This window comes from Pseudomonas sp. RG1 (assembly GCF_025910115.1).
Taxonomy (GTDB): Bacteria; Pseudomonadota; Gammaproteobacteria; order Pseudomonadales; family Pseudomonadaceae; genus Aquipseudomonas; species Aquipseudomonas atacamensis.
The window spans coordinates 39365-63405 of the sequence record NZ_JAPCIK010000040.1; the positions used below are offsets into that span (position 1 = coordinate 39365).

Sequence of the window (24041 nt, forward strand, 5' to 3'; positions counted from 1 at the left end):
ATACCTCTCTTTCTCATTTGACAATCATTATCATTCAACATAATTTGTCGCTCGATGTGTAGGACGGCGCCGTCCCCCGAGGCCCTCCCACTAACCTATTGGCAGCAAGGTGATTTCCATGACGGAACAAGTATCCACAAGCAGGTGCGATTCACCGCTACTTCAGGCATTCGTCGACAATCGACTGATTCTGGTCAAGATTGCAGCCCGCATTACCGGTTGCAGGTCTCGTGCCGAAGATGTGGTTCAGGATGCGTTTTTCCGACTGCAATCGGCGCCGCCGATCACGTCGTCGATCAAGGCTCAGCTGAGCTACCTGTTCCAGATCGTGCGCAACCTCGCCATCGATCACTACCGCAAGCAGGCGCTCGAACAGAAATACTCAGGCCCGGAAGAGGAAGGCTTGAACGTGGTGATTCAGGGCGCTTCGCCGGAAACTTCGCACATCAACTTCTCGACCCTCGAACACATCGCCGATGCGCTGACCGAACTGCCCAGCCGCACCCGTTATGCCTTCGAGATGTACCGCTTGCACGGCGTGCCGCAGAAAGACATCGCCAAGGAATTGGGTGTATCGCCCACTCTGGTCAACTTCATGATTCGTGATGCGCTGGTGCACTGCCGCAAGGTCTCGGGCAGTCGGCGTGATGCGGTGATTGCGGGTCGTCGTTAGGATCCGGATTCTGCGTCAAGCCATTCGCGAGCAGGCTCGCTCCCACAGGGTTTGATTAACGACACAAATCCAGTGTGGGAGCGAGCCTGCTCGCGAAAGCGGCCTCTGACCCAACGAAATTCCGAGGCCGAATACATCAGGCCAACCGGCACCGATCAAAAAACCGCTCCCGCCCCAGAATCATCAGCGCCGCGCGCTTGTGCGGAAAATCGAATTCCTTCTCGCAGTGAAAGCATTGGTTGTGCATATGCCCGATCATCTTCGCGTTGTCGGCACGCGGTTCGGCGACCACGCGCTGGGTGCGTGGATCATCGAGAAACAGGTAATGCACCAGCGCCGATAACCAACTCGCCACTTTATGCGGGCCGCGATGACTTTCCTCACCGACCAGCATGTGAATGCCACGGTCGTAATCGCCGGCATCGTAGAACGGCGCGATGCGATCTTCCTTGGCCCAGTAGGCTTCGAAATAAGCGAACGGCTGATCATCGAAACAGCCGATCAGCGTCAGCGTGTGCGGATCGGCATCGAGCTTGTTGAGATAGTCGCGATGCTGCTCAAGGCTGCCCTCCTCCTGCCAGAAACTCGCCACGCGCGGGCTGTTCTGCCAGCGATTGAAGCGCGACAGATCTTCCTCGATTTCCAGCGTTCGCAAGGAAATCCAAGCGCCGAGCCGGGCATCGAAACGCCGATAGACTTCACCACGCGGCTTCACCGGTCGCAGCGGATGGCGCTTGCCATGGCTGATGACCATTTGCTGCGGATAGCTGCCGGTCAGTGAAGTGCCCAGCCACGGCTGCGGCAGTTGCCAGAACAGCGTGCGCTCGCAGCGATACTCACCGGCGACTTCGGTATTGATCAGCAGACCACTGCGCAAGGCTTCGGTCGGCGGCTGATCGAGTTGCCAGGTCAATTGCTGGCACACCGGATCACGGGCGAACAGCCAATAACAGGCGGCCCACAAGGCTTGCCCGGGCGGCAGGGCAAAACGTTCATCAAGCTGAATCGGGCCATTGGCCTCGCGGTCCAGGCGCAGCCGAATCAGCGGTTGCCCGTCCAGGCTCAGGCTCAAGCGGCTCTCGGTAGCATCAGCGATCAAGCGACTGCCCGAGGGCAACGCCAGGGCAGTCAGGTCATTCAGATTGGACATGGGTCGGGCTCACGTAATCGTCGACAGTTCAACGAAGTGACGTGAGCCGGGAAGGGAAATTTAAGCGCGGGACGAAAACAGCGCTTCAGTGATGCGGCACGGGCACTACGGCAATCTTGTAAGGCTCGAAAATCTTCAGCAATTCGCCATTGTCACGCAGACGCTGCAACAGATTGCCGAAGGCGTCGCCGGTGATCGGAGCGCTTGGCCGCAGAATCGCGTAATGGTGATAGATCTGATCGGTACGCTGCGACGCCAACAGCTCATCGCGGACCTTCTCGTTGCGCAGCAGGTAATCGAACAGATAGGAGCGGGTCACCAGGGCAATGTCGGCGCGCCCGCGCAGGACCATCAGCAGGTTGCTGTCGTGGGAATAGGTCAGCGTGGCGTTGTAGTTGTGCGCGAGGTATTTCGGGTCGGCGTTGAAGTTGGCAAATTCGTAGTGATAACCGCTGAACAGCGCCAGACGTTTGCCTGACAGGCTCGAGAAGTAGTTTTGCTGGCGGCCGTCCTCGCGTTGCGCGACGAAAATCTCGGCGTCTTCCAGGCCCATGTCGACGTCATCGTGGGGAATGTCCTTCCAGCCCCACTCGGGGTTCTCGAAGATCGCCATATCGATGCGGCCCTGCTTGAAATCACCGAAGCGGCGCGGGATCGACGTCGGCACCAGGACGAACTGATAGTCGCTCTGCGAGCGGTTCAACGCCTCGATCAATTGCGGCAACAGGCCGGTGTCGGCGCCGTTTTCCGGGCGAATCGTGTAGGGCGGGAAATGCGCGGCGCCGACCCGGACCAATTGCGCTGACTGAACGGGCAATACCCATAACGCAGCCAGCGCAGCGAGCATCAGCCCGGCGGCTGTCCGAATTGGCGAAGACTTCAAAACACCCCACTCCCCGAAAAAAATAGCGATCAATGCATTCAAGCTAGGCGGTTTCGCCGACTTAGCCAGTTTGTCGGCCGGTCCGACAACCGTTCAACGCGCTTCGAGGACCAGAATCAGCGCTTCATCGGCGAGCTGATCGAGGCTCAAACTGCCGCCGGCACGGAACCAGGTGGTGGTCCAGGACAGTGCGCCGGTAAGGAAACGTCGGGTAATAAAAACGTCGCCGCGAATATAGCCGGCGTCCTTGGCCTCGCCCAGAACCTGCAGCCAGATGTCTTCATAAACGTCACGTAAAGCAAGGACTTTAGCCTGGCCGTCTTCGGACAATGAGCGCCATTCGTACACCAGCACTGCCATCGCCTCGCCACTGCCGCCCATGATCGACTGCAATTCGCAGCGAATCAGCGCCAGCACTTTCTCGCGCACGTCACCGGCTTCGGCCAGAGCTGCGCGCATCAGCGCGGTGTTGTAGCGGATGGTTTCTTCCATCACCGCGCGGAGAATTTCATCCTTGCTTTTGAAGTGATGAAAAATACTGCCCGACTGGATGCCCACAGCGCTGGCCAGATCACGCACCGTGGTGCGCTCGTAGCCTTTGTTGCGAAACAGGTGAGCCGCCACTTGCAGCAATTTGCCACGGGCGCTGTCCGGGTCGGTCAACTGGCCGTGGTCGACCAGTTCGCGCATGACCCGCAGGGCTTTTTGCTCGTCCACCCGTTCTCTCCTACAGTCGATCAGTGTGTTGCCCCCTGTAACCGCAGGGTTGCGCGCAATTTAAGCCGCGCGCGGGCACCAAGCAAGCGCTTGGGCAGAAGAATGTTTCGCCTGTTTACAAACCAAGCGCTTGCTTGGTAGCCTCCAGACACTTCTGTCGCAGGTCCCTGAGTCGGAGATAAAAATGCCAACCACCGTGCGAATCGGCTGCGCCAGTGCTTTTTGGGGCGACACTTCCACTGCTGCCGCCCAGCTTGTCTCCGGCGGAAACCTGGATTATCTGGTGTTCGATTATCTGGCCGAAATCACCATGTCGCTGATGGCCGGCGCGCGCCTGAAAGACCCGCAGGCCGGGTTCGCGGGTGACTTCGTTGAAGTGCTGGCGCCGCTGCTGACGCAACTGGCCGAACAGAAGATCCGCGTGATCAGCAATGCCGGTGGGGTCAATCCGCAGGCTTGCGCGGCGGCCCTGCAAGCAGCCTGCGACCAGGCTGGGGTCCAGCTGAAGATCGCCGTGTTGCTCGGCGACGACTTGCAAGGACAGCTCAAAAACCCCGCCGATATCCGCGAAATGTTCAGCGGCGCGCCACTTCCGCGCATGTGCGTGTCGACCAACGCCTACCTCGGCGCGCCGGGAATTGTCGAAGCGCTGCGCCTGGGTGCCGACATTGTCATCACCGGCCGGGTGGTCGACAGCGCCGTGGTCAGTGCGGCGCTGGTTCACGAATTCGGTTGGTCGTGGCATGACTACGACAAACTCGCCCAGGCCGCGCTGGCCGGGCACATCATCGAATGCGGCGCGCAGTGCACCGGCGGTAATTTCACCGACTGGCGCGAGGTGCCGGATTACGAGCACATCGGTTTTCCGATCATCGAGGTCAGCGCCGATGGCCAGTTCCTCGTCAGCAAACCCGAAGGCTCCGGCGGCCTGGTCACGCCGCTGACCGTTGGCGAGCAGATGCTCTACGAAATCGGCGATCCGCAGGCCTATCTGTTACCCGACGTTATCTGCGATTTCACTGAGGTCAAACTCCAGCAACAAGGCAAAAACGTCGTGCAGGTGCACGGTGCCAAAGGCCTGCCGCCCAGCGACAAATACAAGGTCAGCGCCACGTACCCGGACGGTTTTCGCTGCACCGCCAGTTGCCTGATGGCCGGCATCGACGCGGTGGACAAGGCGCGGCGGGTCAGTCAGGCGATCATCGACAAGACCGCCGAGATGTTCAGCCTGCGCGGCTGGGCGCCGTACAGCGAAACCCATGTCGAACTGCTCGGCAGCGAAGCCACCTACGGCCCCCACGGCCAGCGCCGCGACAGCCGTGAAGTGGTGATCAAAATCGCCGTGCGCCATCCTGACAAACGCGCGCTGGTGCTGTTTTCCAAAGAGATCGCCCAGGCCGCGACCGGTATGGCGCCCGGTCTGACCGGCATCGTCGGCGGACGTCCGACCGTGTACCCGGTCATCCGCCTGTTCTCATTTCTCATAGATAAAAATGCCTGCACGCTGCAAATCGACATGGCCGGTGAGCGCCATCCGTGCACCCTCCCCGACCCAGTGGCCCTCGACAGCGCAGATTTGCCGCTCGCCCATCAGCCCCCCAGACCCCAGGGCCGCGCCGATGCCAGTGTGCCGCTGGTGAAACTGGCGGTGGCGCGCTCCGGCGACAAGGGCAACCACAGCAACATCGGCGTGATGCCGCGCCATCCCGATTACCTGCCATGGATCGCCGAAGCGCTGACCCCTTCGGTGGTGGTCGACTGGATGCGCCACGTCCTCGATCCGGTGCTCGGGCGTGTCGAACGCTGGTATCTGCCCGGCACCCAAAGCCTCAATTTTCTTTTGGAAAACGCCCTCGGCGGTGGCGGTGTCGCCAGTCTGCGCATCGACCCGCAAGGCAAAGCCTTCGCCCAGCAACTATTGGAAATCCAGATCCCGGTGCCGCAGAGCATCGCCGAACAGCTCGACTAGAGGATGGTGTGCATGGCTTACGCGTCGATTTTTCGCGCCGATCTGTTCAGCGGCCAGAACCTGATTGTCACCGGTGGCGGCAGCGGCATCGGTCGCTGCACCGCCCATGAACTGGCGGCCCTTGGCGCCGATGTGCTGCTGGTCGGGCGCAAGCCGGAAAAGCTGGAAAAGGTCGCCGCCGAAATCGCCGAGGACGGCGGCCGCGCGCACTGGAAGGCCTGCGATATCCGCGATGAAGAAGCGGTCAAGCAACTGGTCAAAGAGCTGATCGCCGAACACGGGCCGATCCACGGTCTGGTCAACAACGCCGGCGGCCAATACCCGTCGCCCTTGGCCTCGATCAATCAGAAGGGCTTCGAAACCGTGCTGCGGACCAATCTGGTCGGCGGCTTTCTGATGGCCCGCGAAGTGTTCAACCAGTCGATGAGCAAACACGGCGGCAGCATCGTCAACATGCTTGCCGATATGTGGGGCGGCATGCCCGGCATGGGCCACTCGGGCGCCGCGCGTTCAGGCATGGACAACTTCACCAAGACTGCTGCGTTCGAGTGGGGTTACGCCGGGGTCCGGGTCAACGCCGTGGCGCCGGGCTGGATCGCCTCCAGCGGCATGGACACTTACGAGGGCGCATTCAAAGCAGTGATTCCGACCCTGCGCGAGCATGTGCCGCTCAAGCGTATCGGCACCGAATCGGAAGTCAGTGCGGCGATCGTGTTTCTGCTCAGCCCGGCAGCGGCATTCATCAGCGGCACCACGGTGAAAATCGACGGCGCCGCCAGCCTCGGCAGCCGCGCCTGGCCGCTGCACAAAGCCAGCCACAGCGAATCGTTCAATGGTTTTCACCGCGCGTATTTACCAGAAGTGTTGCGTCCCGACGTGCTCAAGGACAAGGAATAAGCCATGGCGCAGATTCAGTCGCAACTCGATCCGCACAGCGAAGCGTTCGCGCGCAACCGCGCGGCCATGCTCGCCGCCATCGAGCAGGTGCAGCAGCTCGAACAGAACCTGCTGAACAAGGCCGCCGAAGCCAAAGACAAATTCAGCAAACGCGGGCAACTGTTGCCCCGCGAGCGCCTGAACCTGCTGCTCGACCCCGGCGCGCCGTTCCTCGAACTGGCCAGCCTCGCCGGCTACAAGTTGCATGACGACAAGGACGGCAGCTCGGCCGGTGGCGGGCTGATTGCCGGGATCGGTTATGTCTGCGGCATCCGTGCGATGGTGGTCGCCAACAACAGCGCAATCAAGGGTGGCACGATCTCGCCGAGCGGCCTGAAAAAATCCCTGCGCCTGCAACAGATCGCGCGGGAGAACAAACTGCCGATGATCACCCTCGCTGAAAGCGGCGGTGCCAATCTCAACTACGCGGCGGAGATTTTTGTCGAAGGCGCGCGCAGTTTCGCCAATCAGGCGCGCATGTCAGCGATGGGTTTGCCGCAGATCACCGTGGTACACGGCTCGGCCACCGCAGGCGGCGCCTATCAACCGGGGTTGTCGGATTACGTGGTGGTGGTGCGCGGCAAGGCCAAGCTGTTCCTCGCCGGCCCGCCATTGCTCAAAGCGGCGACCGGCGAAGTGGCCACCGATGAAGAACTCGGTGGCGCCGAGATGCACGCGCAGGTCGCCGGCACTGCCGAATATCTCGCTGAAAACGACGCTGACGGCATACGCCAGGTCCGCGACATCATGCGCATGCTGCCATGGAACGAGCAGCTGCCCTGGCTGCCGGAGCCGCCATACAACGAACCGCTCTACCCCATCGACGAACTGCTGGGGCTGATCCCCGACGATGCGAAAAAACCCTACGACGTGCGCGAAATCATCGCGCGGATTGCTGACGAGTCGGACTTTCTCGAATTCAAAGGCGAGTTCGATCAGCAAACCCTTTGCGGCCAACTGAAAATCCAGGGCCGCGCCTGCGGCTTCATCGGCAACAACGGCCCGATCACCCCGCAAGGTGCGAGCAAGGCGGCGCAGTTCATCCAGTTGTGCGACCAGAGCCAGACGCCGCTGCTGTTTTTCCACAACACCACGGGTTTCATGGTCGGCACCGAATCGGAACAGCAAGGCGTGATCAAGCACGGCTCGAAACTGATCCAGGCGGTGGCCAACGCACGGGTGCCTAAACTGACCATCGTCGTCGGCGGTTCCTACGGCGCCGGCAACTACGCCATGTGCGGGCGCGGGCTCGATCCGCGCTTCATCTTCGCCTGGCCCAACAGCCGAACGGCAGTGATGGGTGGCGCACAGGCCGGCAAGGTCTTGCGCATCGTTACCGAAGCCAAACAGCTCAAGGACGGCATCGAGCCCGATCCGAAAATGCTCGACATGCTCGAACAGATGACCGCGCAGAAACTCGACAGCCAGTCCACCGCACTGTACGGCAGCGCCAACCTGTGGGACGACGGCCTGATCGACCCGCGCGACACCCGCACCCTGCTCGGTTACTTGCTGGATATCTGCCACGAAGCCGACATGCGCACGCTGCAACCCAACAGCTTCGGCGTCAGCCGCTGACGACCGCCACGGATCCTACGGAGAACAACAACAATGATCTTCACCCCGGAACACGAAGCCCTGCGTCGCACCGTCCGCCAATTCGTCACGCACGAGATCAACCCGCACGTCGAAGAGTGGGAAAAGGCCGGAAGCTTCCCCATCCACGAAATTTTCCGCAAGGCCGGTGAGCTGGGCCTGCTGGGCATTTCCAAGCCGGAAAAATTCGGCGGCATGGGCCTCGACTACAGCTATTCGATTGTCGCCGCCGAAGAGTTCGGCACCATTCATTGCGGCGGGATTCCGATGTCGATCGGCGTGCAGACCGATATGTGTACACCCGCCCTCGCCCGCTTCGGCTCCGATGAATTGCGCGAAGAATTCCTCCGGCCGGCCATCACGGGCGAACAGGTCGGTTGCATCGGCGTTTCCGAAGTCGGCGCCGGCTCCGATGTCGCCGGGCTGAAAACCACGGCGCGCAAGGACGGCGACGACTACGTGATCAACGGCAGCAAAATGTGGATCACCAACTCGCCGAGCGCCGATTTCATCTGCCTTCTCGCCAACACCTCGGACGACAAGCCGCACATCAATAAGTCGCTGATCATGGTGCCGATGAACACCCCCGGGATCAGCCTCAGTTCGCACCTGGACAAGCTCGGCATGCGCAGCTCGGAAACCGCGCAGGTGTTCTTCGACAACGTGCGCGTGCCGCAGCGCAATCGTATCGGCCACGAAGGCGCCGGGTTCATGATGCAGATGCTGCAGTTCCAGGAAGAACGCCTGTTCGGCGCGGCAAACATGATCAAGGGCCTGGAATATTGCATCGACAGCACCATCGAGTACTGCAAGGAGCGCAAGACCTTCGGTAATGCGCTGATCGATAACCAGGTGATCCACTTCCGCCTCGCCGAATTGCAGACCGAAATCGAATGCCTGCGCGCACTGGTCTATCAGGCTACCGAGCAATACATCAAAGGTCAGGACGTCACCCGACTGGCATCGATGGCCAAGCTCAAGGCCGGACGCCTCGGCCGTGAAGTCAGCGACAGCTGCCTGCAATATTGGGGCGGCATGGGCTTCATGTGGGACAACCCGGTGGCCCGCGCCTATCGCGATGTGCGCCTGGTATCGATTGGCGGCGGCGCCGACGAAATCATGCTGGGGATCATCTGCAAACTGATGGGCATCCTGCCGGGGAAAAAGAAATGAGCCGCCTGCCCGATTGCCAGACGCTGTTGCTGGAACTGCATGGCGGCGTGCTGCACATCACCCTCAACCGCCCGGACAGCCGCAACGCGATGAGCCTGCAAATGGTCGCCGAGGTGCGCGCGGTGCTGGCGGCGGTGCGCGATGACCGCACAGTGCGGGCCTTGGTGGTCAGCGGTGCCGGCGGGCATTTCTGCGCCGGTGGCGACATCAAGGACATGGCCAATGCCCGGGCTCAGGGCGCGGACGCTTACCGCGAGTTGAACCGGGCGTTTGGCGCGTTACTGGAGGAAGCCCAGCACACGCCGCAGGTGCTGATCTGCGTGTTGCAAGGCGCCGTGCTCGGCGGCGGCTTCGGCCTGGCCTGCGTCAGCGATATTGCGATTAGCGATCACCAGGCGCAGTTCGGTTTGCCGGAAACCAGCCTCGGCCTGATCCCGGCGCAAATCGCACCGTTTGTGGTGCAACGGATCGGCTTGACCGAAACCCGCCGGCTCGCGCTGACGGCGGCGCGTTTCGATGGCGCCGAGGCGCAGCGATTGGGGCTGGTGCATTTCGTTGAACAGGATGCCCAAGCGTTGGCCGAGCGACTGGATGAGGTCTTGCAACAGGTACTGCGCTGCGCGCCGGAAGCGAATGCCGCGACCAAAGCATTGTTGCTGGCAAGTGCCGGACAGCCGTCGAGTGAGTTGCTTGATGAGGCGGCGCAGTGGTTCAGCGCGGCGGTGACTGGAGAGGAAGGAATCGAGGGGACGATGGCATTCATGCAGAAACGCAAACCGGGATGGGCCTGAAAAAGCATCGCGGGCAAGCCCGCTCCCACACGGATTCTCATTTGCTCAAATAACCTGTGGGAGCTGGCTTGCCAGCGATGCGGCCATCCCATTCACCGCTATCATTTCAGGAACCCCACCATGCCCACCCTCCACAAAATCCTGATCGCCAACCGCGGTGAAATCGCCTGCCGCATCCAGCGCACGGCCCAGGCGCTGGGTTATCGCACCGTCGCCGTTTTCAGCGACGCCGACGCCGATGCGCTGCACGTACAAATGGCCGACCAAGCCGTGCGTATCGGCCCGGCGCCGGTGCAGCAGTCCTACCTCAACATTGCGGCGATCCTCGACGCCGCCCGCCGCAGCGGCGCCGACGCGATTCACCCGGGCTACGGCTTCCTCTCGGAAAACGCCGATTTCGCTCGCGCCTGCGCCGAAGCCGGGCTGATTTTCATCGGCCCCAGCGCCGAAGCGATCGAACTGATGGGCAGCAAACGCCTGTCGAAAATCGCCATGCTCGACGCGGGCGTGCCGTGCATTGCCGGCTATCAAGGCGCAGCGCAGGACGACGCGACGCTGCTGGCCGAAGCCGAGCGCATCGGCTATCCGCTGATGATCAAGGCCAGTGCCGGTGGCGGTGGACGTGGCATGCGCCTGGTGCACGAGGCCAGCGAACTGGCGGCGCAACTGCGCACCGCGCGGTCCGAAGCAATGAACGGTTTCGGCAGCGACGAGTTGATTCTCGAACAGGCATTGATCGAACCGCGCCACGTCGAAGTGCAATTGTTCGGCGACCAGCACGGCCATCTGGTCTATCTCGGCGAACGCGATTGCTCGATCCAGCGCCGCCATCAGAAAGTCATCGAAGAAGCGCCGTGCCCGGTGATGACCGCCGAGCTGCGCCAGGCCATGGGCGAAGCGGCGCTCAAGGCCGGGCGCGCGGTGGATTATGTCGGCGCCGGCACCGTGGAGTTCCTCCTCGACGCACGCGGGCAGTTCTACTTTCTGGAGATGAACACCCGTCTGCAGGTCGAGCATCCGGTGACGGAATTGATCACCGGCCTCGATCTGGTCGCGTGGCAACTGCTGGTTGCCGAGGGCCAGCCGTTACCGCTGACGCAGGAACAGGTCCGCCTCGACGGTCACGCCATGGAAGTGCGCCTCTACGCTGAGGATCCCGCTGCGGATTTTCTCCCGCAAACCGGCCGAATTGCCGCATGGCAACCGGCTTCGGATCACGGGGCGCGGATCGATCACGGTCTGCTTGAAGGCCAGTCGGTGAGCCCGTTCTACGACCCGCTGCTGGGCAAACTGATCGCCCACGGCGCAACCCGCGAAGAGGCGCGGCGCAAATTGTTGCGGGCGGTGCAGGACACGGTGCTGCTTGGCGTGCAAAGCAACCAACGCTTGCTCGAAGGCCTGCTGCAACATCCGCAGTTCATCAGTGGCGATTTCAGCACCGCCTTCATCCAAGAACATTTTTCCAGCCATGCCTGCCTCAACACTTATGTGCCGACGACGGCGCAACTGGCGATTGCCGTGGTGTTGTTCTATCAGGCCAGCGCCCTGCCCCATCGCGCCCCGCTGAACGGCTGGCGCAACAACGCCAGCGTGCCGTTGCACTATCGACTGGGCAGTGACGAGCAGGACTGGACGCTGGCGGTGCTGGCGCGCAAACCCGGCGAGTTGGTCGTGCAGGCTGGCGAAAGCACTGTGGCGGTGAAAATCATTGAGCACGCCGCGCAATCGATCACCCTCGAAGTCGATGGTCTGCGCCAGCGTCACGCCTATCGTCTGCACGATCGGCAGCTGTGGCTGTTCACCCATCCGGGCAGCCTGCACCTGGAGGATCGAACTCATGCGCCGATCGACAGTCAGACCAGCGTCGCCTCCGGCACCCTGAAAGCCCCGATGGACGGTGCCATTGTCGATGTGCTGGTCAGCGAAGGCAGTACGGTCAGCAAGGGTCAATTGCTGGTGGTACTGGAGGCAATGAAAATGGAGCATCCGTTGAAGGCCGGCATCGATGGCGTGCTCAAACGGGTGCAAGTGAAGGTCGGCGATCAGGTAAAAAATCGTCAGGTTCTGTTGCAGGTCGAGTAGTCGCCCGGGCACAAGCGCGGGGTTTGACTACGCTCTGATAAATCAGAACGCGGAAATCAGGAACCCTGCGATGCCCCATTGGCTGGTCATAGATCTGGAAGCCACCACAGACGAGGGTGGCTGGCCGGTCACGGAAATGGAAATTATCGAGATCGGTGCGACCCTGGTCGACCGCGCCGGGCGCGAGCAGGATCACTTCCAGCGCTTCGTCAAACCGACCCGCCGGCCATTGCTGACGCCGTTCTGTCGGGAGCTGACACACATCACTCAGGCCAACATCGATTCGGCGCAACCGCTGAGCGAAGTCTGGCCGGCCTTTGAGCGTTGGCTGGCGCAGCATCAGGCTCGCCTTGAAGGCTGGGCCAGTTGGGGCGGTTACGATCGCCAGCAGTTGCTCCAGGAGTGGCAGCGCCTGAACATCGACAGCGGCCTGAGCAAAGTCCCGCACATGAACCTCAAACAGCGCTTCGCCAAGGCTCGGCGCCTGGAACGACCGCTGGGGCTCAACGGCGCGTTGCAACTGGCGGGCATGCAGTTCAACGGCCAACAACATCGCGCGCTGGAAGATGCCCGCAATACTGCACGGTTATTGCCGCTGGTCCTGCCGCTTTAGACGCGTGACGGCGCGAAAAGCCTTGTGCATACTGGCCGCCCCCTTTTAAGCCCTTTTCGAGGAATCCGCCCATGTTTAAAGTCAACGAGTACTTCGACGGCACCGTCAAGTCGATCGCCTTTGGCACCGCTGAAGGTCCGGCGACCATTGGCGTCATGGCCCCGGGCGAATACGAATTCGGCACCAGCCAGCGCGAGATCATGCACGTGGTGTCCGGCGCGCTGAACGTAAAACTGCCATACAGCAGCGACTGGGAAACCTTCGCCGCCGGCAGCCAGTTCAACGTTCCGGCCAACAGCAAGTTCCAGCTGAAAGTCGAAGTGGATACCGCTTACCTGTGCGAATACCGCGGCTGATCCCGCCGGTTTCACCGCGCAAAAAAATGCCCGCGTCCAAAAGACCCGGGCATTTTTCGTTTCAGCGACAGCCTATTCGAGAATCTCCACCGGCATGCCGACTTCCAGGCGACCGTTACCGTCGTTGACCAGATTCTGCCCGAACATCGCGCCATCGGCGGTGCTGCGGTGTTTCTGTAACGTCGCGAACGGCTCACGATCAGCACTGCGCTCACCGGTTTGCGGGTCGACGGTGGTCATGATGCAACGCGCACATGGCTTGACCACGCGGAATTCGATATCGCCGATGCGAATGCGTTTCCATTGGTCCTCGGCGTAGGGCGCGCTGCCTTCGATCACCAGATTCGGACGGAAGCGCAGCATCTCCAGGTCTCGCCCTACCGTTTCCGAGAGAGCCTGCCGCGAGGCTTCGCCGATCAGCAGCAATGGATAACCGTCGGCGAACGCCACTTGATCGTCGTCCTTGCCGAAACCCGACTGCGTGGTGCGTGCCCGCTCGAGTGGCATTTGCACCAGACGTGTCGGCCTCCCGAGGAAGTCGCTGACAAAACGCGCGGCTTGATCACCGGCGTCCGGCACCCGCAGGGTGTCACGCCAGATCGTCACACCGCGCAGCTCGGCGTCGGCAGCGGGCAGCGCGACTTCGATAGAACCCTGCTCGGGAGCGCTGAGGGTCAGACCGCCGCCGGCATTCCATAACGCCGACAACTGACTCATCTTCGCTTCGGCACGCTGGGTCAGAAAGCGCCCGCTGGCCTCGTCCACCAGCATCCAGCGTCGGTCGCCCGCCAGCCCGAGCTTGTCCAGCTCGATGCTTTGCAGGATTTCGCCCTTGCCGGATTTCAACGGGTAACGATAAAGCGCGCGCAGACGCAGCATGGCCAGCTTCCTTGGAGGAAAAACGCCACCCTATACGAGCTTCAATACCGAATCAAAGCCGTCATTAATGTAAATACACTTCTGTGGGAGCGAGCCTGCTCGCGAAGAGGCCGGCACATTCACCATCAATGTGTCCGACCCTGCGCTTTCGCGAGCAGGCTCGCACAGGAAGCAAGATGTGCGTGTTTCAGGCCGGCACGACGTCGAGCATCAGACGCTGGCGTACCACATCAACCAATTTGTCCGGCTGGAATTTGGAGAGGAAGTTGTCGCAACCGACCTTCTTCACCATCGAGTCGTTGAAACTGCCGGACAGCGAGGTGTGCAGTACGACGTACAGGCCACGCAGGCGAGGGTCGTTGCGGATCTCCGTGGTCAGGCGATAACCGTCCATTTCCGGCATTTCCGCGTCGGTGAAAATCATCAGCAGTTTGTCGGTCATGTGCACGCCGGTATCGGCCCAGGCCTTGAGCATGTTCAAGGCTTTCAGACCGTCGCTGGCAATGTGCATTTTCACCCCGAGCTGTCCGAGGGTATCGCGCAATTGCGAGAGCGCTACGTTGGAGTCGTCCACCAACAACACTTCGCGGCCACGGGCGCGTTCCAGTACCGGGTCGTCGAGTTTCTCGCGCGAGACCTTGGCGTTGTACGGGACGATTTCAGCGAGGACTTTCTCGACGTCGATGATCTCCACCAGTTGATCGTCGACCTTGCTGATCGCGGTCAGATAATGCTGGCGGCCGGCACTGGTCGGCGGCGGCAGAATGGCTTCCCAGTTCATGTTGACGATGCGGTCGACACCGCCGACGAGGAAGGCCTGCACCGAACGGTTGTATTCGGTGACGATGATAGTGCTGTTCGGGCCCGGCACCAGTGGGCGCATGCCGATTGCCTGGGACAGGTCGATCACCGGCAGGGTCTGCCCGCGCAGATTGACCACGCCGCAGACGAAGGGATGACGCTGCGGCATCAGGGTCAGCTTCGGCAGTTGCAGCACCTCCTGAACCTTGAACACGTTGATCGCGAACAGCTGGCGTCCGGCCAGGCGAAACATGAGGATTTCCAGGCGATTCTCACCCACCAGTTGCGTGCGTTGGTCTACCGTGTCGAGAATGCCGGCCATCAATGACTCCTGGGCTTGTTCTGATGAATTCACTATGGGGGTTTATCGGCTGCATTCAGCTAATCTTGATTGCTGTAAAGCGCGCCGCTAAAAATGCCATAAACGGCCATTGATGTCACACTGACATCATGCTTTACTGGCAATCGTGATTTCATCTGCTAGATTCATTGCGGCGCGACCTCGGTTTGCACGTTAGGTTCCCGCGCCTAAGGGATTCCCCTAGGATCAATCAGGCCCAACCTGATATTCGCCATTTCCAATAGCCATTACTGTGACGCCATTCTCATTGCATGAACGGAGTCAGGCTATTGTGTGCGATCGCAATTCAGTGGCAACCCACCCTCTGGAACCCCTCGGTCCGTGCACCTGCACCGCCGGGCGCGATCTGCCGACGATTCATGATCGTCGCCACACACGGCCATCCGTCAACCAACACGACGTGGTGGAGATGAACATGCCAATCGACCGTAAAGACTGGGCGCAACGCTTCCCCGAATTTCTGGTCGAGGCCGAAACGCTTCTCGCCAAGTCCGAAGAATGCCTGAGCCATCTGCAACTGATCAGCAATGACAAGGATGCCATCGACTGCATGCTCGGCACTCTGCTGAAGCTGGCCGGCCGCGCCGAAGCCTTGGCGCTGGAAGCAATCTCCGAGTTTTCCCTGCACATATACAGTCTGCTGAATCTGACCCAGGATCGCGTCGACCTGCACGAACAGGCCCTCGATGCCTTGCGAGACTGTTTCACCCTGATGGCATGGCAGCTTGAGCTGGTCGATCATAAAACCGGACAACTGAGCCTTGATGGCAGCGAGCAGACAGCCCTGCTTGAGGCCTTTGCGGCACAAATGGGCCAAGACACGTTCGAACCGAAGATGATGAGCAAACGTTTGCTCTCTGCGTCCCTGATAGCGCACCAGGCTTGAGAAACTGGCCGCGAAACTGTCGTAATTGAATAGTGCATACCTGCCAGCGACAATCCGGGTCAAATAATCTGCCCGACCAACGGCTGATTTCCAGAGGCCGCCATCAGGGTTTTCCCTGTGTGCTCCCAGAGACACTTCCAGGCAAAATCGAAGTCGTCCAACTACAAAAACTCCAACTTTTTCCAATATGGAACTTGCGTCCACGATCCGGTATTTCCTGACTGAATGGACATATATAGCGACCGCGACCAACGGTATGTTAAGTGGTATTATGCCGCCGGTTAATTACCTGCCGTTTAATGGCACAGTGACTTCAGCGTTTCATTAGCAATGTTACTGCCGGTCAATGATTGCTTAACGAATGCGGTATGAATCAATAACATAATTGACAGTATTTCCACACAGAGATCCGCCAGTCACCGGTCGGTCTGCCCGCAGCGAACATCCATTGGCTCCATCCGTTATGTACGCCAGTCTCAAGTCACTTATTACATGGCCACCCTCGCGGGAAAACGCCCGGCGCTTCACACTAGTGCTGTGTGTTCTGGCGACTATTGGCAGTCTGCTGGCCTATGTTTTTTCCGCGCACATTCCACTGGGGTTGCTGGCACTCGACATCGCCGCCACCGCGTGCGTCTGGGTGCAATATCGCTTGTCGCGCAAATCGATCAAGTTTCAGCCACAAGAGCTGGCTGATCGACTGCTGCAAGTCCAGGAAAACGAACGACATCGCCTCAGCCGTGAATTGCACGACGATATCGGCCAGTTGCTCACCGCCGCGAAGCTGCAAAGTGACTGGCTCAAACGCCGCCTGCCGGAAGATCTGCAGGAACAATGCAAGGTCCTCTGCGACACACTGGATGAAACCCTGACCAAGGTGCGTGACGTCTCGGCGATTCTCAATCCACGTCAATTGACCAGCCTGGGCCTCGAAGCCAGCCTGCGTGCGCACTTGCTCAAGACACTGGCCAACACGCCGGTCAACTGGAGTCTCGATTGCCAGCAACGGCTCAACGGCATCCCCGAGGAAATGGCCGTCGCGGCGTTTCGCATTGCCCAGGAAGCCGTGACCAACATCCTCCGGCACGCACAGGCAAAAAACCTGTTGATTCGAGTACAGCGATTGCCGCAAGGTCTGACGCTGTTGATCAGTGATGACGGCCTGGGTTTCGCCCCGGCGGCCGACCCGGCCAGAGAAGGCCAACGCGGCATGGCCGGAATGGCCGAGCGTATCGAACAGTTGGGCGGCACATTGAGCGTTATCAGCGAGCCGGGCAAAGGCACTCGAATCGAAGCACTATTCCCGTGGGCGCCTCGGGCACTCGAACGGGCCAGTACGAATAAGGTTATGCGTTGACTTGTAACTTACTTCTGGTGGATGACCACTCGCTGATCAGAGCCGGCGTGCGCGCTCTGGTACTGGATATTCCCGGTTACGCGGTAATCGGCGAAGCCAGTGATGGTTCGCAATTGCTTGAAATGGTCGAGCAATTGAGCCCGGACATCGTATTGCTGGACATCTCGATGAGAGAAACCGGTGGCCTGGAAGCGCTGCAACGGCTCAAGCGCGTGCGGCCGCAGAGCAAAGTGCTGATTCTGTCGATGCACACCGATCCGGCGCTGATCATGCAGGCACTGGAATCCGGCGCTCATGGCTACCTGCTCAAGGACACCACGGCCACCGAGCTCGAGCACGCGCTGGAAGCCCTGCGCAACAACGAACGCTACCTCAGCCCGGCCATTGCCCATACGGTGATCAATCAGGCACTGACGCGAAACCAGAAAAGCCAGCCGGACGTCGCCGATTCGCACAATCTGACCGCGCGCCAGCTGGAAATCCTTCGGCTGATCGTGCGCGGCAAATCGACCCGGGAAATTGCCAACGGTCTGGGCTTGAGCGTCAAGACCGTCGAAACCCACCGCGCGCAGATCATGAAACGCCTGCAAATCTACGACGTGGCGGGTCTGGTACTGTTCGCTGTGCGTGAACAGATCATCAGCCTTGATGACTGATTGACGGTTGTTGGCCCAATAACGGCGAGTCCTTCGGCAGATGCACCTGCAACGCTGCAGGTTTCGCAACAAATCGCAGACTGTCGCCTTCCAGCGGCTCGCCATCGAGATTGATGCTCAGCCCTTCGGCGACCTTGATCTCGACCCACGGCAAACGTGCCCGCACAAACATGTTGTCGAGGCCGAAGCCCTCGCTCAGCAGATTCTTCAGCGTGCCGACCAGCTCCTGCGGTGCCGGCAAAATGCTGATGTCCAGCAAACCATCGTCGACTCGCGCCTCGGGGCACAGCACATGGCCGCCACCCGCCTGCCGTCCGTTGCCGATTCCCAGTGCGAGCAGTTCACCCTGCCAATGAAAGTCCGGCCCCTGCAACTCGCCATAAGCGGCATGCAGCTCGCTGAACCGGGTCAAACCGGTGAACAGGTAGGCGGCACCGCCCAAGACCTTTTTCAAGTCTTCCGAAGTATTGGCGGTCACCTGGCTGCCGAATCCGCCGGTCGCCATGTTCAGGAAAATCTGCCCGCCCACTTCGCCCAGATCGATATCCGAGGGCTGAACATCCAGTAGCTCAAGGGCTTCAGCAGGCTCCAGGGAAATACCGGCGGCGCGGGAGAAATCGTTGGCGGTCCCCAGCGGCAGCAACACAAGACTGGCTTTTTGCGGATGCTGCGCCAGCGCCTCGGCAATATCGCGCAACGTGCCATCACCGCCACCGGCGATGATTTTGCTGTAGCCGGCCGCCAACGCTTCATCGACCAGACGCTGGGCGTCGCCAGCCTCCCAGGTCACTCGGACAGCCAGTTCCCAGCCTTGCTCACGCTTGGCTTCGACGGCAGCGCGGACATCTTCGTTGAGTGCCTGTTTGCCATGCAAGATCAGCAGTGCCCGGCATTCACTCATAACGTCACTCCAAGAATTGAAATCGATTGAAACATCTTGACCACTGCGCGCGTTAAAAAAGCCGCAGGGATGGCAATTAATTGCTTTTCAAACGGCCAGCGTCCTACACAGCGGTATTTTTTCGTACGGAACAAGAGGAATCGGCTTAATTGACCCCGTCCGATCATTGCGTCACCGTGTGCCGGCAGCACCAACTTTCAACTCAATAACACAAGGATGTGCCGGTAATGAACGGATACCCCGCGATTCATTTCCATGAATCGAGCAATGGAATAATCAGCAAGCGTGCAGTTGCTACGACCAGCGAGTACTTCCATGCGCAACCATGAAACCAAGGCACCGGTGAGCCCGGTCGCCGCTCTCGCCGAAAGTCGTGCCAGCAAGAAACCAGACTTCTGTAACAGCGCCAAGACCCCTGGAGAGTTTGATATGGAACCCCGAGTCAGCGAGCTGGAGACTCACTTCAAATACATGCGCCGCGACATGGACGAAGTGCTCAATGATGTGCGGACGATCAAACACCGTCTGGCGTATTCGGCGGGTGCTACCGCTGTCATCCTTGGTCTGCTGGGATGGGTGGCCAACAGCCGATTCGACCAGTTGGTGACGTTGATCAGCAACTGACCGAATCAATTGTTGCACGCGCCGTGCTTACCCGCCGACGCGTGCATGGGCAAGACCGGCTACCCCAGCAGGTCACTGAGGGGAATGAAGCTCACTTCATCACCCTCGCTCAGCGTGCGGCCCTCTCGGACTTCCACCAACCCGTCGGCCCACGCGGCGCTACGCAGCACACCCGAACTCTGGTTGCGGTAAATGATCGCCCGCCCCTGTTCCAAGCGCCCGCGCAGAAATTCACGACGGTTGCCGGCCACCGACCAGACAAAACCTGCTGGCACTGCAAACTTGAGCGGTTCGACGGCTTGCACACCCAGGCGACGCAAAAGATAAGGCCGCGTCAGCAGGGCGAACGTCACCAGCGTCGAGGCGGGATTGCCGGGCAGGCCAATCACCGGCACGTTGCGAAATTGGCCGAAGGTCAACGGCTTCCCGGGCTTGATGGCCAGCTTCCACAGGGCCAACTCGCCTTCTTCACGCAGGGCAATACCGAGGAAATCCGCCTCACCGACCGAGACACCGCCGGTAGACAGAATCAGATCGACATTTTGTAGCTCGCCCAGCCGCGCCCGCGTCGCGGGTAGATCGTCGGGAAGAATTCCGCCATCAATCACTTCGCAGCCCAGACGCTGCAGCCAGCTGCACAGAAGTACGCGATTGCTGTTGTAGATCTGGCCTGGTCCCAATGTCTGGCCGGGTTCAACCAGCTCGTCGCCGGTGGACAAAACAGCGACGCGAGGTTTGCGCACGACATTGAGGCCGGCACAGCCAAGCGAAGCAGCCAGGCCCTGCTCAATCGGTCCGAGCCGGGTTCCAGCTTGCAGCACCAATTCGCCGACCGTAGTTTCCTGGCCCTGCGGACGAATGTTCTGCCCGGCTTTCAAAGGCTCGAGGAAGCGCACTCGGCCATCGGCCTGAACTTCGGCGTTTTCCTGCATCTCGACACAGTCGGCGCCCGGCGGCAATGGTGCCCCGGTGAAGATGCGTGCGCAGGTGCCTGGTTCCAACGGTTGCGGAGATTGCCCGGCGAAGACCTTTTGACTGACCGGCAGCGGCTCGCCCTGCCAATCCGCCAGGTTCAAGGCGTAGCCGTCCATGGCGCTGTTCGGCCATGGCGGCAGATCCAGTGTCGAGATCAGATCTTCCGCCAGCACCCGCCCTTCGACTTGAGCCAGCGGCAAGTGCTCGCGCTCGACAATGCGCGACGCATCAGCCATGGCCAGCAAACGCTCGAGCGCCGTTTCGACAGGCAGCAAACTGCCGGTCTTGCCCAGCTTACCCACGGGATTCACAAGGCGCCGCCTGCTTCAGATGGGTGACGAAGTTGCACGGACGATGACGGGCGTCCAGTTGCTCAGCGAGAATGCCGTCCCAACCGGTGCGCACTGCATTGGTCGAACCCGGCAGGCAGCACACCAGCGTGCCGTTGGCCAGACCGGCCAGGGCCCGGGACTGCACAGTCGAAGTGCCGATATCGGCTACGGAAATCTGGCGGAACAGTTCGCCGAATCCGTCGACCTGTTTGTCGAGCAGGCATGCCACCGCTTCCGGCGTGCTGTCACGCCCGGTGAAGCCGGTGCCGCCGGTGATCAACACAACCTGAACCACATCGTCGGCAATCCAGTTGGCGACTTGCGCACGGATTTTGTAGAGATCATCTTTAAGCAAAACCCGCTCGGCCAGCGCGTGACCGGCCGCGATCAAGCGATCAACGAAGACCTGGCCGGAGGTATCGGTTTCCAGGGTTCGGGTGTCGCTGACAGTCAGCACCGCAATATTGAGCGGCACGAAAGGTACATCAGCCTTGGCTTTCATAGGCTCTTCCAGTTGTAGGGGAAACAGCCCGGTGTTATATCACAGCGGCTCATTTTTCCGCCGCCCCTCTGGAGAGTCGTCATGCCCTCGAACAACCCGTTGCCACCCTGCTCCGTCCTGCTTCTGGCCGGTGGACGCGGTCAACGCATGGGCGGTCAGGACAAGGGCCTCATCGAGTGGCTGGGCGAGCCGTTGATCGCGCATTTGCAGCGCAAGGTACGGCCGTTGACCGACGATCTGATCATCTCCTGCAACCGCAATCGCGAGCGTTATGCCGGGTTTGCCGATCAGTTGGTGATGGATGATGAAGGCGATTTCCCCGGGCCGCTGGCCGGTATTCGTGCCGGGCTGAAAGCGGCGCGCCATGCGCATCTGCTGGTGTTGCCATGTGATGTGCCGCGAATCGACAAGGCCTTGCTCGAAGACATGCTGAATACTGCCGATCAGCAACGTGAAAAACCTTTAATGCTGCGCCACGGCGAGCATTGGGAACCGCTGCTGTGCGTGATTCCCGTGGCGCTGTTGCCGGCATTCGAAGCAGCCTGGAATGCAGGCGAGCGCAGCCCGGGTCGGGTGATGCGCAGCCTCGGTGCCGTTGCATTGCAATGTCCAGACAACGACCCGCGACTGGCCAACCTTAACACCCCGGAATTGTTACATCTGCACAACACTGTGTCAGACTGACATTATCCAAGGAACTCTCACGCCTTGTTTACGTCTCAAGCTCAGTAACCAGAAGATTTCCCATTCGGAGACACACTCATGACTCAACGGACCCTCGCCACTTTCATGCTCGCACTGGGCCTGGCCACCCTCGCAGGTTGCTCCTCGCCAACAGTGATCACCTTGAATGACGGTCGCGAAATCCAGGCCGTCGACACCCCGAAATACGATGATGATTCGGGCTTCTACGAGTTCCAGCAGCTGGACGGCAAAGAGACCCGCATCAACAAGGATCAGGTTCGTACCGTTAAAGAGCTGTAAGGCTCCGCGTCGTTACCGGATACAGAAAAGCCCGCATTGTCATGCGGGCTTTTTCATGGGCGCTCGGAAAGCAGTTTCAGCATTACCACTGCAAGGTGATTTGACTCTCGAACTCCCGCAATTCCCCGGTCACCGGGTCAATGAAGCGCAGGCCCTGCGCAAGCAGCTTCAACGGGTTGGCGTAGTCGTCCTCGACATCTTTCAACACCGTCGGATAAAACGGGTCGTTGCAAATACTCGCTCCCAGCGCCGTCATGTGCACCCGCAACTGATGCTTTTTGCCGGTCACGGGATACAGACCATAGCGCCACAGATCACCATTTTTCTCACGCACCTCGACCGCCGTTTCGGTATTGCTGGCGCCAGGCCCTTCTTGCATACGGAAAAACGGCTCGCCATCGATCAAACGGCTCTTGTGCACCAAAGGGAAATTCAGCTCGGGCAGCGCCGGGGCGATCGCTTCGTAGCGCTTGTCGATCTGCCGGGTCGGAAACAATGACTGATAGGCCGAGCGGGTCTGCGGATTGGCCGAAAAGATCACCAGCCCCGCCGTATGCCGATCGATGCGGTGCAGCGGCACCAGATGCGGATTGTCCAGCCTACGGATCAGCCGCCGCAGCAGGGTTTGTTCGACATATTCCCCGGCCGGGGTGACTGGCAGAAAGTGAGGTTTGTCGGCCACCACCAAGTGTTCATCGGCATAGAGAATCGACTCGAGAACCGGGATCGGCTTTTCGTCCGGCACCTCACGAAAGTAATGAATGCGCAGCCCTTCCCTGTACGGCAAGTCCAGCGCAATCGGCTGGCCCTGCGCATCCAGCACCCGTCCGCGAGCAATCCGGTCGAGCCATTGTTCGCGGCCGATGGCACTGAAGTGCTCGCACAGGCAATCGAGTACCGTCAGCCAGGGACCGGGCGGCAAGTACAAGGTGCTGGCCTGATTGTGCGCAGCGGAAAATACGGGACTGGACATACGAAACAGAATTCCTCAATGCAAGCCGGCATTATCCAACAGTGAGGCGAAGCCACCTAGCGCAGTTTGATCAGGCCGGAATCGATTTGAGAGCCGCTGCTTCGGTGAACTCCTTCAGCCAGCGCAAGACATCGACCGCCTCCCAGCGCCCCGGGTCGTACAACGCGTATAACAGTCCCTGATAACCGACCACATCCAGCTGCTTGTGATAACCGGCGCGTTGAAAAAGGGCTTCGATTTCGGCAAAGCAGGTATTGAAATGCAGCTTGTTGAATGGCGTCTTGCCTTCCGTGACCAGCCCGTCCAGGCGCAATTCGAGGACGGCCTCGCGCACCACGTCCACCGACATCCGGTTAACGCTGCTCTTCAACTGTTCGACATTGACCACGGTTCATCCCTCTGACTCGATTGCTGTATGGACATACAGTAACCGAAGAATTCCGCGAGCGCCAACGCAAGGATGTATTGCTGCGACCAGCGGGAGAACGGTAGTGAAACTCATCATCGTAAAAACGCCGCGATTTCATCGCCACTGAACGGCCAATCCAGCTCCGCGCCCGTGTCGACCCGCCGCAGTACCGGGATGCGCAAGCTGTATTTTTCGAACCACGATTCGTCTTCGGCGATGTCCACCAGTTCAACCAGCAGACCATGCTCGACGAAGGGCATCAGCTCGGCTTCGGCGACTTCACACAGGTGACACCCGAGGGTGCCGAACAGCTGACATTCAGGAGGCATGACGGCATTACCGGAAAACAAGTGAGCCCATTCTAGGACGCCACTAAACCCTCGTCGACCCGGCGCCGCCCAAAGGACCCAGCGCTCCCGGCGCAAAATCCTGACGCAAATCATTCAGCGCAAATTGCAAATG

The 24041-nt window shown here is 60.2% G+C and carries 25 protein-coding genes and 2 pseudogenes; 16 read left to right on the forward strand and 11 right to left on the reverse strand.

Annotated features, from left to right (window positions below; all coding sequences use genetic code 11):
* Positions 1-118: 118 nt before the first annotated feature.
* Entirely contained in the window at positions 119-673 is a 555-nt protein-coding gene (locus OK411_RS19600; protein ID WP_008088195.1) for an RNA polymerase factor sigma-70, read from the forward strand.
* A gap of 136 nt (positions 674-809) precedes the next feature.
* On the opposite strand, the gene OK411_RS19605 is transcribed toward OK411_RS19600, so the two are convergent.
* The 3 genes from OK411_RS19605 to OK411_RS19615 all read right to left on the reverse strand — a co-directional run bounded on the left by OK411_RS19605 (position 810) and on the right by OK411_RS19615 (position 3423).
* A complete protein-coding gene (locus OK411_RS19605) occupies positions 810-1823 on the reverse strand; it encodes a GNAT family N-acetyltransferase (RefSeq protein ID WP_264365563.1) in 1014 nt (337 codons plus the stop codon).
* Between the two features lie 85 nt (positions 1824-1908).
* Positions 1909-2706, reverse strand: coding sequence for a substrate-binding periplasmic protein (locus OK411_RS19610; RefSeq protein WP_130927534.1), 798 nt, complete (start codon positions 2704-2706; stop codon positions 1909-1911).
* Between the two features lie 93 nt (positions 2707-2799).
* Positions 2800-3423, reverse strand: a complete 624-nt coding sequence (locus tag OK411_RS19615; protein WP_264365564.1) for a TetR/AcrR family transcriptional regulator — start codon at positions 3421-3423, stop codon at positions 2800-2802.
* A 184-nt stretch (positions 3424-3607) separates the two neighbouring features.
* Between OK411_RS19615 and OK411_RS19620 the strand changes: the two genes are divergently transcribed.
* The 9 genes and pseudogenes from OK411_RS19620 to OK411_RS19655 all read left to right on the forward strand — a co-directional run bounded on the left by OK411_RS19620 (position 3608) and on the right by OK411_RS19655 (position 12939).
* Positions 3608-5392 carry an acyclic terpene utilization AtuA family protein gene (locus OK411_RS19620; protein ID WP_264365565.1) on the forward strand — a complete coding sequence of 595 codons (1785 nt, stop codon included), beginning with the start codon at positions 3608-3610 and terminating at the stop codon, positions 5390-5392.
* Between the two features lie 12 nt (positions 5393-5404).
* Complete coding sequence (locus OK411_RS19625; protein WP_197891366.1) at positions 5405-6289, forward strand: SDR family oxidoreductase; 885 nt, start codon at positions 5405-5407, stop codon at positions 6287-6289.
* A gap of 3 nt (positions 6290-6292) precedes the next feature.
* Positions 6293-7906 (forward strand): geranyl-CoA carboxylase subunit beta, encoded by a 1614-nt coding sequence (atuC, locus tag OK411_RS19630; protein ID WP_264365566.1) that lies wholly within the window; start codon positions 6293-6295, stop codon positions 7904-7906.
* A gap of 33 nt (positions 7907-7939) precedes the next feature.
* Positions 7940-9097, forward strand: coding sequence for a citronellyl-CoA dehydrogenase (gene atuD / locus OK411_RS19635; protein WP_264365567.1), 1158 nt, complete (start codon positions 7940-7942; stop codon positions 9095-9097).
* Positions 9094-9888 carry an enoyl-CoA hydratase/isomerase family protein gene (locus OK411_RS19640; RefSeq protein ID WP_264365568.1) on the forward strand — a complete coding sequence of 265 codons (795 nt, stop codon included), beginning with the start codon at positions 9094-9096 and terminating at the stop codon, positions 9886-9888. Before atuD ends, OK411_RS19640 begins: the two co-directional genes overlap by 4 nt.
* 120 nt (positions 9889-10008) lie before the next feature.
* Positions 10009-11530: pseudogene (locus tag OK411_RS19645) on the forward strand (acetyl/propionyl/methylcrotonyl-CoA carboxylase subunit alpha); the annotation flags it as partial.
* Positions 11531-11616: 86 nt separating this feature from the next.
* Positions 11617-11970, forward strand: a pseudogene (locus OK411_RS27205) (acetyl-CoA carboxylase biotin carboxyl carrier protein subunit); the annotation flags it as partial.
* 70 nt (positions 11971-12040) lie between these two features.
* Positions 12041-12583 carry an exonuclease domain-containing protein gene (locus tag OK411_RS19650; RefSeq protein WP_024013686.1) on the forward strand — a complete coding sequence of 181 codons (543 nt, stop codon included), beginning with the start codon at positions 12041-12043 and terminating at the stop codon, positions 12581-12583.
* 71 nt (positions 12584-12654) lie between these two features.
* The gene (locus OK411_RS19655) at positions 12655-12939 is read left to right on the forward strand and encodes a pyrimidine/purine nucleoside phosphorylase (protein WP_264365570.1); all 285 of its coding nucleotides are present in this window, start codon (positions 12655-12657) and stop codon (positions 12937-12939) included.
* Between the two features lie 72 nt (positions 12940-13011).
* On the opposite strand, the gene OK411_RS19660 is transcribed toward OK411_RS19655, so the two are convergent.
* The gene (locus tag OK411_RS19660; RefSeq protein WP_264365571.1) at positions 13012-13818 is read right to left on the reverse strand and encodes an MOSC domain-containing protein; all 807 of its coding nucleotides are present in this window, start codon (positions 13816-13818) and stop codon (positions 13012-13014) included.
* Positions 13819-14005: 187 nt separating this feature from the next.
* Positions 14006-14941 (reverse strand): chemotaxis protein CheV, encoded by a 936-nt coding sequence (locus OK411_RS19665; protein ID WP_122611530.1) that lies wholly within the window; start codon positions 14939-14941, stop codon positions 14006-14008.
* Positions 14942-15395: 454 nt separating this feature from the next.
* Here OK411_RS19665 and OK411_RS19670 point away from each other — a divergent pair, with 454 nt between their 5' ends.
* From OK411_RS19670 to OK411_RS19680, 3 genes are all read left to right on the forward strand, one after another.
* Positions 15396-15866: a hypothetical protein gene (locus OK411_RS19670; protein WP_024013689.1), complete on the forward strand. Its 471-nt coding sequence runs from the start codon at positions 15396-15398 to the stop codon at positions 15864-15866.
* Positions 15867-16329: 463 nt separating this feature from the next.
* On the forward strand, positions 16330-17223 hold the full coding sequence (locus OK411_RS19675; protein ID WP_123443514.1) for a sensor histidine kinase: 894 nt from the start codon (positions 16330-16332) through the stop codon (positions 17221-17223).
* Positions 17220-17879, forward strand: a complete 660-nt coding sequence (locus OK411_RS19680) for a response regulator transcription factor (RefSeq protein ID WP_016770832.1) — start codon at positions 17220-17222, stop codon at positions 17877-17879. Before OK411_RS19675 ends, OK411_RS19680 begins: the two co-directional genes overlap by 4 nt.
* On the opposite strand, the gene yegS is transcribed toward OK411_RS19680, so the two are convergent.
* A complete protein-coding gene (yegS, locus tag OK411_RS19685; protein WP_264365572.1) occupies positions 17863-18780 on the reverse strand; it encodes a lipid kinase YegS in 918 nt (305 codons plus the stop codon). The two genes, OK411_RS19680 and yegS, sit on opposite strands and share 17 nt — an antisense overlap.
* A 315-nt stretch (positions 18781-19095) precedes the next feature.
* On the opposite strand from yegS, the gene OK411_RS19690 reads away from it, so the two are divergent.
* Complete coding sequence (locus OK411_RS19690; RefSeq protein ID WP_016770834.1) at positions 19096-19404, forward strand: hypothetical protein; 309 nt, start codon at positions 19096-19098, stop codon at positions 19402-19404.
* Positions 19405-19463: 59 nt separating this feature from the next.
* Here the strand turns inward: OK411_RS19690 and glp are convergent, their stop codons facing one another.
* Complete coding sequence (gene glp, locus OK411_RS19695) at positions 19464-20690, reverse strand: gephyrin-like molybdotransferase Glp (protein WP_264365573.1); 1227 nt, start codon at positions 20688-20690, stop codon at positions 19464-19466.
* Positions 20674-21213, reverse strand: coding sequence for a molybdenum cofactor biosynthesis protein B (moaB, locus tag OK411_RS19700; RefSeq protein ID WP_016770598.1), 540 nt, complete (start codon positions 21211-21213; stop codon positions 20674-20676). The genes glp and moaB overlap by 17 nt, the downstream gene beginning before the upstream one ends.
* 81 nt (positions 21214-21294) lie before the next feature.
* On the opposite strand from moaB, the gene mobA reads away from it, so the two are divergent.
* Positions 21295-21897, forward strand: coding sequence for a molybdenum cofactor guanylyltransferase MobA (mobA, locus tag OK411_RS19705; RefSeq protein WP_125917348.1), 603 nt, complete (start codon positions 21295-21297; stop codon positions 21895-21897).
* A 78-nt stretch (positions 21898-21975) separates the two neighbouring features.
* Positions 21976-22197, forward strand: coding sequence for a YgdI/YgdR family lipoprotein (locus tag OK411_RS19710; protein ID WP_016770600.1), 222 nt, complete (start codon positions 21976-21978; stop codon positions 22195-22197).
* 82 nt (positions 22198-22279) lie between these two features.
* On the opposite strand, the gene OK411_RS19715 is transcribed toward OK411_RS19710, so the two are convergent.
* The 3 genes from OK411_RS19715 to OK411_RS19725 all read right to left on the reverse strand — a co-directional run bounded on the left by OK411_RS19715 (position 22280) and on the right by OK411_RS19725 (position 23908).
* Positions 22280-23170 (reverse strand): pseudouridine synthase, encoded by an 891-nt coding sequence (locus tag OK411_RS19715; protein WP_110601498.1) that lies wholly within the window; start codon positions 23168-23170, stop codon positions 22280-22282.
* Positions 23171-23240: 70 nt separating this feature from the next.
* On the reverse strand, positions 23241-23558 hold the full coding sequence (locus OK411_RS19720) for a hypothetical protein (protein WP_016770837.1): 318 nt from the start codon (positions 23556-23558) through the stop codon (positions 23241-23243).
* Positions 23559-23671: 113 nt separating this feature from the next.
* A complete protein-coding gene (locus tag OK411_RS19725) occupies positions 23672-23908 on the reverse strand; it encodes a glutaredoxin family protein (RefSeq protein ID WP_016770838.1) in 237 nt (78 codons plus the stop codon).
* Positions 23909-24041: the final 133 nt, after the last annotated feature.